The 16,853-nt window shown below is 58.9% G+C and carries 15 protein-coding genes; 8 read left to right on the top strand and 7 right to left on the bottom strand.

Annotated elements, in window-relative coordinates; genetic code table 11:
- Window positions 1-595: 595 nt before the first annotated feature.
- The 7 genes from nudC to Q0K07_RS10495 form a co-directional block, all read right to left on the bottom strand.
- The gene (gene nudC, locus Q0K07_RS10525) at window positions 596-1,462 is read right to left on the bottom strand and encodes an NAD(+) diphosphatase (RefSeq protein WP_294559036.1); all 867 of its coding nucleotides are present in this window, start codon (window positions 1,460-1,462) and stop codon (window positions 596-598) included.
- Window positions 1,459-2,121, bottom strand: coding sequence for an HAD family phosphatase (locus Q0K07_RS10520; protein ID WP_294559034.1), 663 nt, complete (start codon window positions 2,119-2,121; stop codon window positions 1,459-1,461). Before Q0K07_RS10520 ends, nudC begins: the two co-directional genes overlap by 4 nt.
- 2 nt (window positions 2,122-2,123) lie before the next feature.
- Window positions 2,124-2,702 carry a hypothetical protein gene (locus tag Q0K07_RS10515; protein ID WP_294559033.1) on the bottom strand — a complete coding sequence of 193 codons (579 nt, stop codon included), beginning with the start codon at window positions 2,700-2,702 and terminating at the stop codon, window positions 2,124-2,126.
- 356 nt (window positions 2,703-3,058) lie between these two features.
- A complete protein-coding gene (gene miaA / locus Q0K07_RS10510) occupies window positions 3,059-3,991 on the bottom strand; it encodes a tRNA (adenosine(37)-N6)-dimethylallyltransferase MiaA (RefSeq protein ID WP_294559031.1) in 933 nt (310 codons plus the stop codon).
- Between the two features lie 130 nt (window positions 3,992-4,121).
- Window positions 4,122-4,691 (bottom strand): pantetheine-phosphate adenylyltransferase, encoded by a 570-nt coding sequence (coaD, locus tag Q0K07_RS10505; protein WP_294559029.1) that lies wholly within the window; start codon window positions 4,689-4,691, stop codon window positions 4,122-4,124.
- Complete coding sequence (rsmD, locus tag Q0K07_RS10500; protein WP_294559028.1) at window positions 4,673-5,233, bottom strand: 16S rRNA (guanine(966)-N(2))-methyltransferase RsmD; 561 nt, start codon at window positions 5,231-5,233, stop codon at window positions 4,673-4,675. The genes coaD and rsmD overlap by 19 nt, the downstream gene beginning before the upstream one ends.
- A gap of 189 nt (window positions 5,234-5,422) precedes the next feature.
- The gene (locus Q0K07_RS10495) at window positions 5,423-7,036 is read right to left on the bottom strand and encodes an MBL fold metallo-hydrolase (RefSeq protein ID WP_294559026.1); all 1,614 of its coding nucleotides are present in this window, start codon (window positions 7,034-7,036) and stop codon (window positions 5,423-5,425) included.
- 405 nt (window positions 7,037-7,441) lie between these two features.
- Here Q0K07_RS10495 and Q0K07_RS10490 point away from each other — a divergent pair, with 405 nt between their 5' ends.
- The 8 genes from Q0K07_RS10490 (at window position 7,442) to Q0K07_RS10455 (ending at window position 16,790) form a co-directional block, all read left to right on the top strand.
- Window positions 7,442-8,101 carry a TIGR00730 family Rossman fold protein gene (locus Q0K07_RS10490; protein ID WP_294559024.1) on the top strand — a complete coding sequence of 220 codons (660 nt, stop codon included), beginning with the start codon at window positions 7,442-7,444 and terminating at the stop codon, window positions 8,099-8,101.
- A 3-nt stretch (window positions 8,102-8,104) separates the two neighbouring features.
- Complete coding sequence (locus tag Q0K07_RS10485) at window positions 8,105-8,644, top strand: nucleoside deaminase (RefSeq protein WP_294559023.1); 540 nt, start codon at window positions 8,105-8,107, stop codon at window positions 8,642-8,644.
- Between the two features lie 165 nt (window positions 8,645-8,809).
- Window positions 8,810-9,112, top strand: coding sequence for a hypothetical protein (locus tag Q0K07_RS10480; RefSeq protein ID WP_294559021.1), 303 nt, complete (start codon window positions 8,810-8,812; stop codon window positions 9,110-9,112).
- 104 nt (window positions 9,113-9,216) lie between these two features.
- The gene (locus tag Q0K07_RS10475; protein WP_294559019.1) at window positions 9,217-10,041 is read left to right on the top strand and encodes a methyltransferase domain-containing protein; all 825 of its coding nucleotides are present in this window, start codon (window positions 9,217-9,219) and stop codon (window positions 10,039-10,041) included.
- A 346-nt stretch (window positions 10,042-10,387) separates the two neighbouring features.
- Window positions 10,388-11,959: a type I restriction-modification system subunit M gene (locus tag Q0K07_RS10470; protein WP_294559017.1), complete on the top strand. Its 1,572-nt coding sequence runs from the start codon at window positions 10,388-10,390 to the stop codon at window positions 11,957-11,959.
- On the top strand, window positions 11,956-12,498 hold the full coding sequence (gene fic / locus Q0K07_RS10465) for a protein adenylyltransferase Fic (RefSeq protein ID WP_294559015.1): 543 nt from the start codon (window positions 11,956-11,958) through the stop codon (window positions 12,496-12,498). Before Q0K07_RS10470 ends, fic begins: the two co-directional genes overlap by 4 nt.
- A gap of 3 nt (window positions 12,499-12,501) precedes the next feature.
- Window positions 12,502-13,770, top strand: a complete 1,269-nt coding sequence (locus tag Q0K07_RS10460) for a restriction endonuclease subunit S (RefSeq protein ID WP_294559013.1) — start codon at window positions 12,502-12,504, stop codon at window positions 13,768-13,770.
- Window positions 13,767-16,790 (top strand): type I restriction endonuclease subunit R, encoded by a 3,024-nt coding sequence (locus Q0K07_RS10455; protein ID WP_294559011.1) that lies wholly within the window; start codon window positions 13,767-13,769, stop codon window positions 16,788-16,790. Before Q0K07_RS10460 ends, Q0K07_RS10455 begins: the two co-directional genes overlap by 4 nt.
- The last annotated feature ends 63 nt before the right edge of the window (window positions 16,791-16,853 follow it).

Below are 16,853 nucleotides of genomic sequence, written 5' to 3'. Positions count from 1 at the left end.
ATCGGTGGCGCTCCGGGGGCCGTCATAGGCGGGGGAGGGTGTGGGAAAGGCCGGGGACGGCAAGCGTGCGCCCGGGCGTCGGCATGGAGGGGAATGGCCGGGCAAGGCCGGATGCTGCCGGGGGAGGTCGCCCGTATCTGTTCCGATGGGGAAAAATGCCCGGGAAGGGCCGGAGAAGGGCGTTTTTGCAGGCAGAGGGCGCTTGATTCACCCCGCCGAGGAGTGTTTTTCCCTGTTCTGCCGCATCAGTGGCGTTCCGGGGGCCGTCATAGGCGGGGGAGGGTGTGGGAAAGGCCGGGGACGGCAAGCGTGCGCCCGGGCGTCGGCATGGCGGGGATGTCCGGGCAAGGCCGAATGCTGCCGGGAGGTCGCCCGTATCTGTTCCGATGGGGAAAAATGCCCGGAAGGGCCGGAGAAGGGCGTTTTTGCAGGTTGAGGGGGCTTGATGCTCTCCGCCGAGGGGGCTTTTTTCCCTGTTCTGCCGCATTGGTGGCGCTCCGGGGCCGTCATGGGCGGGGGAGGGGGCGGGAAAGGCAGGAGCAGGGGGCACCGGCCAAAAGTTCCCGGCGGATCTCGGAAGGGGGCCTTTCGGCGGCTACAGTTCTCCCCGGGAAAAGCGGGTGATCATTTCCATGGTGAGGGAGGCGGAATCCGGGCAGGGCGGAATGCGGGAGCGGTCCACCCACAGGGCTTCGGCCAGTTCCGAGGTATCGAGGCGGATGTCGTCCGGTCCGTCGAGTTCCGCCACATAGCCCAGGGCCAGGGTGCCGGAAAAGCCCCACGGCTGACTGCCGAAGTAGCGCAGGTTTTTGACCTTGAGGCCCGTTTCCTCCATGACTTCGCGGTGCACGGCCTCTTCGGCCGTTTCCCCGGCTTCCACAAAGCCTGCCACAAGCACGAGGTTTTTCGCGCCCGGGCGGGCGTAGCGGGTGAGAAGGAGCCTGTCGCCGCACGTTACGGCCACAATGACGCAGGGGGCGATGCGCGGATAGTACACGGCCCCGCAGCGGGGGCAGATCATGGCGCGTTCCGTTTCCGAAAAGAGGAGTTTTTCGCCGCAGCGGCCGCAGCAGCGGGTGGAATCGTACCAGCAGAAGAGGTGCCAGCCCGTGGCGGCCGCGTAGGCCAGGGGGCCGGGGGATTCGCCCCGCAGGGTGGAGGGCATGGCCCTGCGCCAGCCTTCCGGGGTGGGGGCCTGCCGCCCCGTTTCGCGCAGGGCGAGGAAGAAGCGTTCCTCCACGGGCTGTTCAGGGCAGGATTCATCCTTCCGCACGATCTGGAAGGCGTAGTGCAGCGCCGCGTCATCGCCGAAGGTCCGCCACGTTTCCACGGTGGGGAAGCGCAGTCCGTCTCCGGCGGAGAGCACGCCCTCCCTGTCCATGTCCAGCACAAGGTCGCCGGGCCGGGGAGCGACGTTCATGAATTCGTTGCGAAGATGCCAGGGCGCAATGTCCTGAATCATGCTTCCTCCTGATATTCCTCCCGGGCCAGCCAGCGCCGCACGGCACAGAGGTCGGGGAACACGGCATGGGCGCTTCTGAGCATGGTTTCATCCGGCGCCACCATGTCGGGCACGAGCAGGGCCTTCATGCCTGCCGCACTGGCCGAAAGGATGCCGTTGCGCGAATCCTCCACCGCATAGGAGTCCTCCGCCCGGGCATGGAGTTCCGCGCAGGCGCGCAGGTAGATGTCGGGCGCGGGCTTGCTGGCCGTGAGCATGTCGCCGCAGACAAGGGTGTCGAAATAGGGGCCCATGCCCGTGATTTCCATGTTGCGGCGCACGTTGGCCTCGCGCGAGGAACTGGCAAGCCCGGTTTTCCAGCCCTTTTCCCGGAGCCAGGAAAGCAGCTCCATGACGCCGGGCTTCAGGGGAATGCCGTCCTTGGTGAACTTCATGTAGTAGACGCGCGTACAGTCGCGGAACTTCTCATAGTCCACGGCATCACCGAAGACCTGGGAAAAGATGATTCTGGTGCTGGCGTGCGTGGTGCCTATGCAGCGGAAGAAAAGATCGTGCAGGCCGGAAAGGCCCATGTCTTTTCCCACGCATTCCCAGGAGCGCAGCACCAGCCGTTCGGAGTCGATGAGGACTCCGTCCATATCAAACACAATGCAGGGCATGTTCAGTCCTTGGGGAAGGGCCGCTCTTTGAGCGGGATGCGGTAGATGCGGCCCACGCGGGAATAAACGCCGTTGTCACTCGGGAAGGTGTAGTTGCCGATGACCGCGCCCAGCCTGTCGTACAGAGGGAAGGCCCTGGGATGGCTGGTCTTGAGGTAGATGGCCGTGTACCCCTGGTCCGCATAGAAGGGCATGATGAGGTCGCGCAGCCAGAAGGTGCCGTTGCCCCTGCCCGCCGGGGAAATGTGGAAATAGCTGAGCAGAGCCACCTGATCCGTGGGGTCGGAAATGGCGATGCCGGAACCTGCGTAGATTCTCGGGTCGATGGCACCGTGGGTCATCATGACCATGCCGAGCTGTTCCCCGTCCCGCCGCAGGGTGTGAAAATCCATGGTCAGGCCCTTCTGCTGGCTGAAATCATGGATGATTTTGCAGCAGTGATGCAGCTCGTCGTAATCGTCCCATTCCTCATGGAGGATTTTTTCCTTCATGTTTTCCAGAAGGGAGAGGAGAAACCTGCCTTCAAACACATCACTGAAGCAGAATTCCAGATCGTTTTTCCGATAAAGCACGGTGGTCATGGGGCCTCCTCGCGTATGAAGCTTCACACCGGTGTTCACTGCCGCCGCACCCTGTCGGGCAGAGCGTATGCCCTGATATCCCGCAGGCACGGCATATCCGGGAAGCGGCACGGCCGTGCCCGGAGGCGGGGAACACAGTATCATGTACGCGGGCTCGGCCCTCTGTCAAGCGCCGAAAGCCTTCGGAAAGACCGGGAAAAAGGCCGTGTTTCTCCCGCCCCGGCATCTTTCTGCCCCCCCCCGGATCCGGTCCCCGGTCAAGGCGTGCTTTTTCTGCCGGAAAGGCGGAATCTTCCGGCAGATCCGGAGCTTTTTCCCTGCCGGAGCGCGTTTTTTGCAGGCGAAGAGGGGAGAAATCAGAAAAGAAAGTCCAGCGCGGCCTTTTCCAGGGGGGCGTGTTCTCCGGGACGGAACCAGAGCATGCGCTTGTCGGCCCGGAACCAGGTCCACTGTCTCTTGGCATAGGCGCGGGTATTGCGCGCCCAGAGCGCGATGCACGCATCAAGGTTCAGGCTTCCGGCAAGGTGGGCCGCAGCCTCCGCACAGCCGATGCCGGTCCAGCCGGGGGCCTGCGTATCCGGGCAGAGGGCAAGGGCGCGCCGCGCCTCCTCCATGGCTCCCGCTTCCAGCATGAGGTGTATGCGCCGCACAAGAAAAGGCTCAAGCTCCGTGAGGGGCAGGCCCACGCCGAGGCGCAGCACCTCAAAGGGCGCGGGCGCCGAGGCATGCCTGTGCCACCAGGTGAAGGTTCTGCCCGTGCCTTCCCATACTTCCAGGGCGCGCACGTTGCGCTGACTGTCGTTGGGGTGAATTTTCGCGGCGTATTCCGGATCCACCGCACGCAGGCGCTCGTGCAGGAAGGCGGCCCCGCGGGCGCGGCATTCCTCCGTGAGGCGGCGGGTGATGGCCGGATCCACGGCCGGAATGGCGGCAATGCCGTCCAGAAGGGCGCGCAGGTAAAAGCCCGTGCCGCCCACCAGCATGGGCACGCAGTCGTCGGCCAGGCACTGTTTCAGCGCGGCAAGGGCCATGTCCGCCCACTGGCCTGCGGAAATCTTGCGCGATGTTTCCAGCCAGCCGTAGAGCAGGTGCGGGCATACGCTTCTTTCCTCTTCCGAGGGCTGGGCCGTGATGATGGGAAAATCGCGGTACACCTGCCTGGAATCGGCGTTGATGACGCAGGCTCTGCGCCCCTTTTTTTCCAGGGCGCGCGCAAGGTGCAGGGCGGCGGCCGTTTTGCCGGAACCGGTGGGCCCTGCAAGGCAGAGTATTCTGGGCAGAGCGCTCATGCGCGTTTCTCTTTGTATCTGAAGGTGGAGGGCGGCGGCGTTGCCGTCAGGCCCGGGGCACGCCGGAAGAGCGGCCATCCTTTCTGCCGCAGAGGCCGCCTTTTCCGGCGGGAACGTCATGCAGGGAAGGCTAGAGGCCCCGGCATTCGGGCAGGCATTCCTCGCTGAAGGTGTCGGGGCAGCCGCAGTCCGTGTCTTCGGGCCAGGATTCGGGCAGATGATAGGCCCGGCGCAGGCGGGGAATGACGGTGGGCGGCACAAGGCAGCTCACGTTGCCGCCGAGGGAGGCCACGTTGCGGATGTTGGTGGAGCTTATGTACATCCAGCGCAGGTCGGACATGAGGAATATGGTCTGCACGCTGCGCTGCAGCTTGCGGTTCATGAGCGCCATCTGAAATTCGTAGTCGAAGTCGGAAACGGCGCGCAGGCCGCGGAGTATGGCCTTGGCCTTGTGGCTTGCGGCAAAATCCACCAGCAGGCCGGAAAAGGGCATGACCTTCACGCCCGGGATGCTGGCGAACACCTCGCGCACGATGTCCACCCGCTCTTCCAGGGAAAAGAGCGTGTTCTTGCCGCAGTCTCTGGCCACGGCCACAATGACGGTATCGAAAAGTTCCAGTCCGCGCCGGATGATGCACTCATGCCCGTTGGTGAGCGGGTCGAAGGTGCCGGGGTAGATGGCTATGCGTTCTTCACCCATACCAGTATCCTCGTATTGCCGTAGAGGCGTTCCGCTTCAAGGGTCAGGTTGTACTGGGCATCCGCCTTCAGGGGCAGGCCCTTTTCCACTTCCGCCACAAGGAAGCCCTCGTCCGCAAGCCAGCCCTGCCGTATGATGTTCTTGAGCGCAGGCTTGAAAAGATCCGCGCCGTAGGGCGGGTCGATGAAAATGAGGCGGCACGGTTCGGAAGGCCGGCGGGCCGTCACGCGGAGGGCGTCTTCCTCATGGACGGCGCAGCGTTCTTCAAGGCCGAGGGCGGCGGCGTTTTTGCGCAGGCATTCCGCGGCCCTGTGGTCCTTTTCGATGAAGTCGGCAAAAAGCGCGCCCCGGCTCAGCGCCTCGAAGCCGAGGCTTCCGCTCCCGGCAAACACGTCGAGCACGCGCACTTCGCCCCACACGACGCCGCGCGATTCAAGCATGGAAAAAAGAGACTCGCGCACCTTTCCCATGGCGGGCCGATAGCCCGGCCCGGTAACGGTGTGGAGCGTCCTGCCGCGACAGGCTCCGGCAATGATCCGCATGATGTTTCCTGAAGTGGCGCATCTGCGCCGCCGGAACGAATGTCCGGGATGAGGTGGGCGGCCGCCGGAGCGGACGCGGGCGCACGAAAGAGGTGCGAAGACCCGGGACGGAATACCGCCCCGGGTTCATCATTAAATCATGCGGCCGCAAAAGGCAATGCCGCTCTTCCCTCCGGGGGAAGCGCCTTCTCAGAGCCTTGACAGGAAGTGGAACAGGTCGCGCTCGATTTCCACGAGGCGGTCGCGCAGTTCCGTCTGTTCTTCCCAGGGGATTTCGTCCACATGGGCGAGGCGGGAACGCAGCTGGGCCACACGCTGTTCCATTTCTTCGGTAAGGAAGTTCCAGTCCACCCGGGGCTTGGCGCGCGCGGGACTTGCGGTGTGCACTTCGGCCACGGCCGCGCCTTCGATGGTGGCTTCCTCAAGGTATTCGGGAATGCGGGGCGTGATGCCGAAGCGTTCCTTGATGAGCCCGGCAAGAATCTCCTGGGCCTTGGGTTCGCCGTGAATGAGGGCGATGTTCATGCCCGGGCGGGCCATGCCCCCTATCCATTCCAGCAGCTGACTCTGCCCGGCGTGGGCGGAAAAGCCGTTGATGGTGAAGATCTTCGCGGCCACGGCCACGTCTTCACCGAACAGGCGCAGGCTCTTTGCCCCGTCCACCAGCTTTCTGCCCGGCGTGCCCATGGCCTGATAGCCCACGAACACGATGCTCACGCCTTCCTTCCACAGGTTGTGCCTGAGGTGATGGCGCACGCGGCCCGCGTTGCACATGCCGCTTGCGGAAAGAATGATGGCCGGTTCCTTCATGGTGTTGAGCTTCTGCGAATCCTGCGCGCTCTGGGTGAAGATGATGCCTCCGCCCGGGTGCTCCTTGAAGTCTTCGGGCGTGAATTCCGGCGTGCGCAGGTGATCGGCGTACTTCAGAAACACCTGCGTGGCCTTGGTGGCCAGGGGACTGTCCACATACACGGGCATGTCGTCGGGCAGGCGGCCCTGCTTCTTGAGGATGAGCAGGCTGTAGAGGATTTCCTGCGTGCGCTCCACCGCAAAGGCGGGAATGATGACCTTTTCCCTGCGCGCGTAGCTGTAGTCGATGGCTTCGGCCAGTTCCTCAAGGGTGTCGGCCTCGCCCTTGTGGTCGCGGTCGCCGTAGGTGGATTCCACAAAAAGCCAGTCCGGCGTGCGGGGCATTTCCGCGTCGGGCAGAAGCAGCGCGCCGGGGCGGCCGAGGTCGCCGGAAAACACGAGCCGCGTGCTCTTGCCCTCTTCATCCACCGTAAGGTCGAGTATGGCCGCGCCCAGAATGTGCCCGGCATAGCGGAATATCACCGTGACGCCCGGCGCGGGGTTCACCGCCTTGCCGAAGTCCACGGGCCGGAGCTGCTTTGCCGTGGCCAGGGCGTCTTCGGTGGAGTACAGCGCTTCGGAATCCTCGTCGTCAGGCTCGCCGCGGCGCTTGCTGTGGCGGCTTTTCCACTCGTGTTCCATTTCCTGGATGTGGGCGCTGTCTTCCAGCATGATGGCGGCCAGATCCGCCGTGGGGGCCGTGCAGTAGATGCCTCCCTTGAAGCCTTCCTTCACCATGCGGGGCAGAAGCCCGGAATGGTCGATGTGCGCATGGGTGAGCAGGATGAAATCCAGCTCTTCCGGACGGTAGTCCTCCGTTTCAAAGTTGCGTTCTTCAATGGCGGAGTTGCCCTGGAACATGCCGCAGTCCACGGCGAAGCGGGAGTTTTTCGTTTCAATGACGAAACAGGAGCCGGTGACAGTCTGGGCCGCGCCCAGAAAGGTAATCTTCATACAAACAACTCCATGGATGATGGTCCCGGAAAACCGGAGTATAGGTGTTTTCCCCGCATTGTGCAAGAATTGCTCCCATTATTCCGGGTGGAACGAGAAAAAAAAGGGCGTTTTTTCCCTCAGTCGGGGAAAGGAGGGAAAACATGCTTTGCCCCGTCCATGCAAGTTCGTCTTTTTTTCCCGGGCGCGGAGGGCAGGATACTTCGCTTTGTCCATGCAATTCTGCTCTCCGGCAACGCTTCGGAAGAAAGGTTCCTTTCCTGAACGGGCCGTTATACGAAGCTTCTCCCACGGAGGAAAAAGGATATTCCTTTCTGCCGCAGGCCTCTGCGGCGGGAAATTCTTGCACGCGGCGAAAGTGCGGGCTATGATGCTCCTTTCCCCAGACCATGACAGGAGCAGAACATGAACAACGCTTCCCAGCAATACGTCATTGATACGCTTTCCGCCCAGGAATCCTGGCGGCTCTTCCGCATTCTGGCCGAGATCGTGGACGGCTTTGAGGATCTGAGCGGGCTTCCGCCCTGTGTGTCCATCTTCGGTTCCGCCCGTCCCGAGGCGGGCGCACCCATTTATGAGGAAACCATGCGCGTGGCGAAAACCCTCGGCAAGGCGGGCTACGGCATCATCACCGGCGGCGGGCCGGGCCTCATGGAGGCGGGCAACCGCGGCGCCACCGAGGCGGGCGCGCCTTCCGTGGGGCTGCACATTCACCTGCCCATGGAACAGGAACCCAACGAATACCTTTCCGTGCGCAGCGATTACCGCTACTTCTTCATCCGCAAGCTCATGTTCGTGAAGTATTCCATCGCCTATGTGGTCATGCCCGGCGGCATGGGCACCATCGACGAGCTTTCCGAAGCCTTCGTGCTTGCGCAGACGCACCGCATCAAGCCCTTCCCCATCATCCTCTACGGGCATGAATTCTGGGACGGCCTTCTGGAGTGGATACGCACCCGCATGATCAAGGACGGGTATCTGCGCGAAGAGGAACTCGACCTCGTCACCGTGTGCGACACGCCCGAAGAGGTGCTCTCCACCATAAGACGGCGCGTGGTGCTCTAGGGCATGGAGCTTTTCAACCGCTGCCCCGAAGAGGAGCGCTGGCGGTCTCTGCCCTCCTGGGGGCCGGAGCCGCCCGCGCCTTCCGGGCATTCATGGCGCTCGCTCATGGGGCGGGCTCTGCGCCTTGCGCGGCGCGCGGCGCGCAGGGGGGAAGTGCCCGTGGGCGCGCTGGTGGTGGATGCCTCGGGCCGCATCCTTGCCGAAGCGCACAACGAAACCGAATGCTCCCGCGATCCCACGGCCCATGCCGAGGTGCTGGCCCTCCGGCGGGCGGCCCTTGCCGCGGGCAATCACAGGCTCGGGGGGTGCGTGCTCGTGGTGACGCTGGAGCCGTGCCTCATGTGCACGGGCGCCATACGGGAATCGCGCGTGTCCGGCGTGGTGTTCGGCGCATCCGATGCCCGGGCCGGGGCCGTGATGTCCTGCCTTGAGGGGCTGGATTACGCGCAGACCGGCAGCGCGCCGTGGAGCTACGGCGGCGTGGAGGCGGAAAAGTGCGCGGCCGTGCTCACGGCCTTTTTCCGGGAGAAGAGGCCGCAGTAGGCGGCCTTTTGTCTGCCGGAAGGCGCGGATGGGCAGGTTTTGTGCTGGAAGACGGGGACCGGAACTGTTACCATGGAAAAAGACGGATGTTCTGCGCGCAGCCGTGTGCGAGGGCGCGCATCCGCCGGGAGAAGGGGCGCGGCCCCGTATGCAGAAGGAGAAGAGATGAACAACACGGTTGATGAGCTGACGGTGGATTACGAAGAGGACGGCATCCTTAAAATCAAGGAAATGGGCAAGGTGGTGCTTTCCAAGGGGGCGTGGGCCACGGTGCTTTTCCGCTACAGGGAATGGCAGGAGAACGACACCTACGGGCCCGACCGTTATGTGATACGCCGCTACAAGAAGTCGGGCGGGGAATACCGTCAGCAGTCCAAGTTCACCATTTCCAGCAATGATCAGGCCCGCCGCATCGTGGAGGCCCTGAGCGGCTGGATTGCCGAAGAGGAATCCGGGAAAGACGCCTAGATTCCGGCCTTCGTCCGCAGCGGGGCGCGCGGGCGGGGCAGGCCCGCGGCCCGGAAGGGGCGTGGGCCGGGCAGAGGCGCCCTGCAAGGTTCAGGAGACAGAGCATGGCCGAATTTCGCCGCCAGTTTCTTTCCGTGGCCCGTCAGAAGGTGCTGCATCAGCTCATTTCCGGCTGGCATCGCCGTGGGGCGACATTGCTTCAGGTGGGGCTGAACGCCGGATTCTCCCCGGAATTCTTCTGGGAAGCGGGCTTTGACGTCACCGCCATGGACAGATCCATGGCCTGCATCGACGCCGCGCGGGAACAGACGGGCGCGCGCGTGGAATATGTGTGCGGCGTTTCCGACCTTCTGCCCTTCGACAACGGCGCCTTCGACTACGCGGTGCTTGTGCATCACGGCCTGCGGCCCTGCCCGGAGGGGGAAACCGTGCTGGCCGAGGCTCTGCGTGTGGCCGCGCGGGGCATCATCATCATGGAATGGAACAGTTTTTCCCTGGCGGGCGCGCCGAAGAGCGCGCAGTCGCGCTGGGCCGGGCGCGGACTCGGCGAAGGGGAGGCGGCGCGCGCCGTGAGCGTGCGCGAACTGTACGGCATGGTGCGCCGCGCCTGTCCGGGCCTGAGCGTGAGCCTTGTTTCCGCGCTTCCCCTGTGGGAGGGCACCTGGCCGGACGGCACGCCGGGGCTGAGGGCCGCCCTTCGCCGCGCTGCGGCTCCGCTGAACCTTGCCCCGCTTCCTCTGCCCGTGGGCGCGCTTCTGGGCATGCGCGTGGACTGGGCGCCCGTGCCGCTTACGCCCATAGGCATGCTGAAAAGCGCGGCCGCCTCGCTGTGCGCCCCGCCCAAACGCGCACGGGAAGAGGCCATGGGCCGCGTGTGCCCGTGCAAGGCGGAAGAGACTCTCCGCAGGCAGGAGGGAAGAGGCGCGTAGGGGAAGGCGGGATGCCTTCTGCATGGCGTGCGCCGTACATGGCCGCCGTTGTTCCGGAGCCGGGGGATCCGTTTTCTTCCCGAAGGCGGCCCGTCCTGCGCCTGCAGGCAGGGAATGCCCGCGCCGTGCAGGGAAAGGAGGGCTGCCGGAGCTTCGGCATACGTTTTTGCGCAGGTGGAAGCCTTTGTATCTGCGCCCGTTTCTGCGGTGTTGCCAGACCTGCCGTTCTCCGCTTCAGCACCCGGGAAAAAATTGAAAAAATCCGGCCCCGCTGCTATTCTTGCCCCTTCATGAAAGATTGCCGCCCTGTGTACGACACGGCGGAAAAGGCTACAGGAGAGCATGCATGGCCGATAATAAAAAAGAGCAGGAGCGCGCGGAACTGCACCGCGTCATCTGGAACATTGCCAACGAACTGCGTGGAAGCGTGGACGGATGGGACTTCAAGCAGTACGTTCTGGGGCTGCTCTTTTATCGCTACATTTCGGAAAACCTCACCGGCTACATCAATAAAGGGGAATGGGAGGCCGGAAACACGAATTTCGATTACGTCATGCTTTCCGATGCAAAGGCGGAAAGCATACGGGAAGAAATGGTGAACACCAAGGGCTTTTTCATTCTGCCCGGCGAACTTTTCCAGAACGTGAGCCGTTATGCGGCCATGGACGACAACCTGAACGAAACGCTGGAAAAAGCCTTCCGCCATATTGAAGGTTCCGCCTCAGGCCATGACAGCGAAGACGACTTCAAGGGCCTGTTCGACGACATCGACGTGAACAGCAAAAAGCTCGGCGACACGGTGCCGAAGCGCAACGAAAAGCTCGTGAAGCTTCTGCACAGCATCGGTGATCTGAATCTCGGCAACTATCAGGACAATACCATCGACGCCTTCGGCGACGCCTACGAATACCTCATGGGCATGTACGCCTCCAACGCGGGCAAATCCGGCGGCGAATACTACACGCCGCAGGAGGTTTCGGAACTTCTCACCCGCATCACGCTGGTGGGCAGGACCGAGGTCAACAAAGTGTACGACCCGGCCTGCGGCTCCGGTTCCCTGCTGCTCAAGTTCGCCAAGATTCTCGGCAGGGACAAGGTAAGGCAGGGCTTCTTCGGGCAGGAAATCAACATCACCACCTACAACCTGTGCCGCATCAACATGTTCCTGCACGATATCGAATACGACAAGTTCGACATCGCCCTCGGGGACACGCTCACGGAGCCGCAGCACTGGGACGACGAACCCTTTGAGGCCATCGTTTCCAATCCTCCCTATTCCATCAAGTGGGAAGGGGAAGATAACCCGCTGCTCATCAACGACCCGCGCTTTGCTCCCGCCGGGGTTCTGGCTCCCAAATCCAAGGCCGACCTCGCCTTCATCATGCACTCGCTCTCCTGGCTGGCCACCAGCGGTACCGCGGCCATCGTCTGCTTTCCCGGCGTGATGTACCGCGGCGGCAAGGAAAAAAAGATCCGCCAGTACCTTATCGACAACAACTTTGTGGACTGCGTCATCCAGCTTCCGGCCAATCTCTTTTTCGGCACCACCATCGCCACCTGCATCATGGTGTTGAAAAAATCCAAGAAGGAAAACAGCACCCTGTTCATCGACGCTTCCGCCCAGTGCGTGAAGGTGACCAACGCCAACAAGCTGACCAACGAGAACATTCAGAACATTCTCGACGTCTACACGGCCCGCAAAGACGTGGACCATGTGGCCAGACTGGTTCCCAATGCCGAGATCGCCGCGCAGGATTACAACCTTTCCGTGAGCACCTATGTGGAGCAGGAAGACACGCGGGAAGTCATCGACATCCGCAGGCTCAACGAGGAACTTGCGCAGATTGTGGCGAGAGAGCAGGAACTCCGGCAACAGATCGACGCCATCATCGCCGAGATTGAAGGGGACAACCGGTGAACATCGACGAAACAAGCCTGCAAAACGCCCGGCGTCTCTTTGCCTCCGGCGACATCGACCGCATGGAAGTGGGCACGACCCGCGGTCTTCAGCAGATACACGAGTATCTTTTCGGCGGCCTTTACGACTTTGCCGGAAAGATCCGGGAAGTGAACATCTCCAAGGGGAATTTCCGCTTCGTGAGCAGCCTGTACCTCAAGGCGGCGCTTGAAGCCATAGAAAAGATGCCGGAGAACACCTTTGAGGAAATCATCGCCAGGTATGTGGAAATGAACGTCGCCCATCCCTTCATGGAAGGCAACGGCCGCGCCGCGCGCATCTGGCTCGACATGATGCTGAAAAAACATCTCCGGCAGGTGGTGAACTGGCAGAACGTGGACAAGACGCTTTACCTTCAGGCCATGGAACGCAGCCCCATCAATGACCTTGAGCTTCGCGTTCTCCTTCAGCCCAATCTGACCGACAGGATCGACGACCGGGAAGTCATTTTCAAAGGCATCGAGCAGTCCTATTTTTACGAAGGGTACATTAAGGAATAAATCATGAAAAAAGCTTCCTGCACACAAGGTTCTCTTCTGGATATGCCGACGCCTGAAAAAAAGATTTCCGCCAAGCCTCTGCCTGATATGCAAAAGCGCATGAGCAGACTGGAAAGACTCATGGAAGAGCTCTGCCCGAACGGGGTGGAGTATAAGAAGTTAGAAGAGGTTTGTGAAATCCGTAGTGGATGGGGATTTCCAAACTCTGAACAGGGAGTTACCGATGAAGAAATACCATTTTATAAAGTAAGTGATATGAATAATATTGGTAATGATAAAATTATGAATATTTCTAATAATTATATATCAAAGGATACAGCAAAAAAATTAGGCTGTAATCCAGCTCCTAAAGGAACAATAATATTTCCAAAAATTGGAGCGGCCATTGGAACAAATAAAAAGAGAATTTTATCAATGTATTCATGTTATGATAATAATATTGTAGGTATTATACCATATAAAAATATTATATCTCGATTTCTTTTTTATATTTTTGATTGTATAAATCTTACAATTTTTACAGACTTTTCAGGTGCAATGCCATCCATTAGAAAATCTACATTAGCTAAATATAAAATCCCCGTTCCGCCTCTTCCCGTTCAGGAAGAGATTGTGAGGATATTGGATACGTTTTCAGAGCTTACTTCAGAGCTTACTTCAGAGCTTACCAAAAGGAAGCAGCAGTATCAATATTACAGGGAAAAACTTTTTAATTTTAGCAATAGTATTCCAAAAATACCATTAAAGGACTTGGCTATTAATTGCGATTCTAAACGAAAACCTGTTACCAAAGGAAATAGAGAAGCGGGAAAATACCCGTATTATGGGGCATCTGGCATTGTTGATTATGTAAAAGATTATATTTTTGATGGTGATTATCTCCTTATTTCTGAAGATGGAGCAAATCTTTTAGCAAGAAATACGCCTATTGCTTTTTCTATTACAGGAAAAACATGGGTCAATAACCATGCACATATTTTACAATTTTCGAATATTACACTTCAAAAATATGTTGAAATATATCTCAATTCAATTGATTTAACAAAATATATTTCTACTGCAGCGCAGCCTAAGCTTACTCAAGACAACCTTAATAAAATTCTTATACCTAAACCTTCTGATGAAAAAATTAATCGCATCGTCTCCATTCTCGACCGTTTCGACGCGCTGTGCAACGATCTCTCCAGCGGTCTGCCCGCCGAAATAGAGGCCAGAAAAAAACAATACGAATACTATCGCGACAAGCTCCTTACCTTCAAGGAGGCCAAATGACCGGCTTCAACATGGTAGCCCAATGCCCGGAAAGCACCGTGGTGGCCGCATACACACCTTCCGACGTGTGTTCCGACGCCTACCAGAGCGAAGCGGCGCTGGAAAAAGAATTCATCCGGCAGCTCTGCTTGCAGGGCTGCGAGTATCTTCCCGTGCGTGAGGAAAAAACGCTGGTCGGGAACCTGCGCAACCAGCTCGAACTTCTGAACGACTGCCGTTTTTCCGATGAGGAGTGGGAGCGTTTTTTCCATCAGCAGCTTGCGAACAGGCAGGAAGGGATTGAGGAAAAGACCAGGCGCATACAGGAAGACAGCATCCTGAACCTCACGCGCGACGACGGCAGCACCAAGAACATCACCCTCATCGACAAAAAGAACATCCACAACAACCGCCTTCAGGTCATCAACCAGTATGAGGAGAATGGCGGAAATCACGAAACCCGCTACGATGTCACCATTCTGGTGAACGGCTTTCCCATGGTTCATGTGGAACTCAAGCGGCGCGGCGTGGCCATACGCGAGGCCTTCAACCAGATAAAGCGCTATCAGCGCGACAGCTTCTGGGCGTCCAGCGGCCTGTATGAGTATGTGCAGATATTCGTCATTTCCAACGGAACGCACACCAAATACTATTCCAACACCACGCGGGAAGCGCACATCAAAGAGCTGGGGGAGGGCGGAAGGCGGAAGAGCAGAAAGACCAGCAACAGCTTTGAATTCACCTCCTTCTGGGCCGACGGCAACAACAGGCCCATCACCGACCTGGTGGACTTTACCAGAACCTTTTTCTCAAAGCATACGCTGCTCAACATTCTCACGCGCTTTTGCGTGTTCACCTCGGAAAAGCTTCTTCTCGTCATGCGCCCGTACCAGATCACCGCGACGGAACGCATCCTTTCCCGCATAGAGATTGCCGGCAACTACCATAAGGAGGGCACGCTCGGAGCCGGGGGCTATATCTGGCACACCACGGGCAGCGGAAAAACGCTGACCTCCTTCAAGACCGCACAGCTGGCCAGCAGGATGCCCGGCATCGACAAGGTGCTCTTTGTGGTCGACCGCAAGGATCTGGATTACCAGACCGTGCAGGAATATGAAAAGTTCCAGAAGGGGGCCGCCAACAGCAACACATCCACAAAGGTATTGCAGAAGCAGCTCGAAGATTCCGAATCGCGCATCATCATTACCACCATCCAGAAGCTGGACGTGTTCGTCAGCCGCAATCCCAGGCACGAGGTGTATAAAAAGCACGTCGTCATCATTTTCGACGAGTGCCACCGCTCCCAGTTCGGCGACATGCACCTGAAAATAGTCCATGCCTTCAAAAAATATCATATTTTCGGCTTTACCGGTACGCCCATCTTTGCAGAAAATGCCGGAAGCGGCGGCAATCTCCGCATGAGGACCACGCCGCAGGCCTTCGGCGACAAGCTCCACACCTACACCATTGTGGACGCCATCAACGACGGAAACGTGCTTCCTTTCCGCATCGACTATGTGAACACCGTAAAAATGGCCGATGATGTTCAGGATGAACAGGTGCGGGCCATCAATACCGAAAAGGTGCTCAATTCCCCGGAGCGCGTGCGGGAAATCGTCGGCTATATTCTCGATCACTTCGACCGGAAGACCAAAAGAAACAGCTTTTATACGCTCAAAGGGCAGCGTGTGGCCGGGTTCAACTCCATTCTTGCCGTAAGTTCCATTCCCATGGCCATGAAGTACTATGCGGAGTTCAGACGGCAGCTCGAAGAACGCAAAAAACAGCTCACCGTGGCCACCATTTTCAGCTACGGAGCCAATGAGGAGTCGCCGGAAGATACGCTCGGCGACGAAAGCTTCAACACGGAAGACCTCGACCAGACCTCGCGCGACTTTCTCGAAGACGCCATCAGGGATTACAACGCCGTCTTTCACACCAGTTTCGATACGTCGTCCGACAAGTTCTACAATTATTACAAAGACCTTTCGTTGAGAATGAAAAAGCGCGAGGTCGATCTGCTCATCGTGGTGAACATGTTCCTCACCGGGTTCGACGCCACCACGCTGAACACTCTCTGGGTGGACAAGAACCTGAAGATGCACGGACTCATTCAGGCTTTTTCGCGCACCAACCGCATATTGAATTCCGTCAAAACCTTCGGAAACATTGTCTGCTTCCGCGATCTGCAGAAGGAAACCGACGAGGCTCTTGCGCTGTTCGGCAACAGGGACGCGGGGGGCATCGTCCTGCTCAGAAGCTACGATGCCTATTACTCAGGCTATGAGGAGGACGGAAAGCACAGGCCCGGCTACACCGAACTCATCGACGCTTTGCTTTCACGCTTTCCGCTGGGCGAGGCCATTGTGGGGGAACAGAACCAGAAGGACTTCATTGCGCTTTTTGGTTCCATACTTCGCCTGAGGAACATCCTTTCCAGCTTCGATGAATTTGAAGGGCAGGAAATCATCCCCACGCGGGATTTTCAGGACTATCAGAGCCGCTACATCGACCTGTATCAGGACATGTCGAAGCACGACGACGGGGAAAAGGAAGATGTCAACGCCGATATCGTCTTTGAAATGGAACTGGTCCGGCAGGTGGAAATCAATATCGACTATATTCTTATGCTCATAGAAAAGTATAAGGATTCCCATTGCCGCGATAAGGAAATTCTCACCACCATCGACAAGGCCATCGGTTCAAGCATCGAGCTGCGGAGCAAAAAGACGCTTATCGAGGAGTTCATTGAACGCATCAACGCTTCCTCCTCCGTACAGGAGGACTGGCAGAAGTATGTGCGGGAAAAGAAGGAGTCCGACCTTTCCGACATCATTGCCGGGGAAAGGCTCAAACCGGAATACACGGAAACCTTCATGAACAATGCCTTCCGCGACGGTACGCTGAAAACCACGGGGACCGACATCGACCAGATACTGCCCCCCATGTCCCGCTTCGGCGGGGGAAACAGAGAATCCGTCAAGCAGCGTGTCATCGACAAGTTGCGGGCTTTCTTTGAAAAATACCTCGGCCTTGTCTAGGCTCAGGACTCATTAGTTGCCAAAAGGGTAAGAAGTTCTTATTGTCGGCATAGGGAGGATGCC

The organism is uncultured Mailhella sp., assembly GCF_944324615.1.
Classification (GTDB): Bacteria; Desulfobacterota; Desulfovibrionia; order Desulfovibrionales; family Desulfovibrionaceae; genus Mailhella.
Note: the sequence above shows the minus strand (reverse complement) of the source record. Positions and strands in the feature narration are given on the sequence as shown.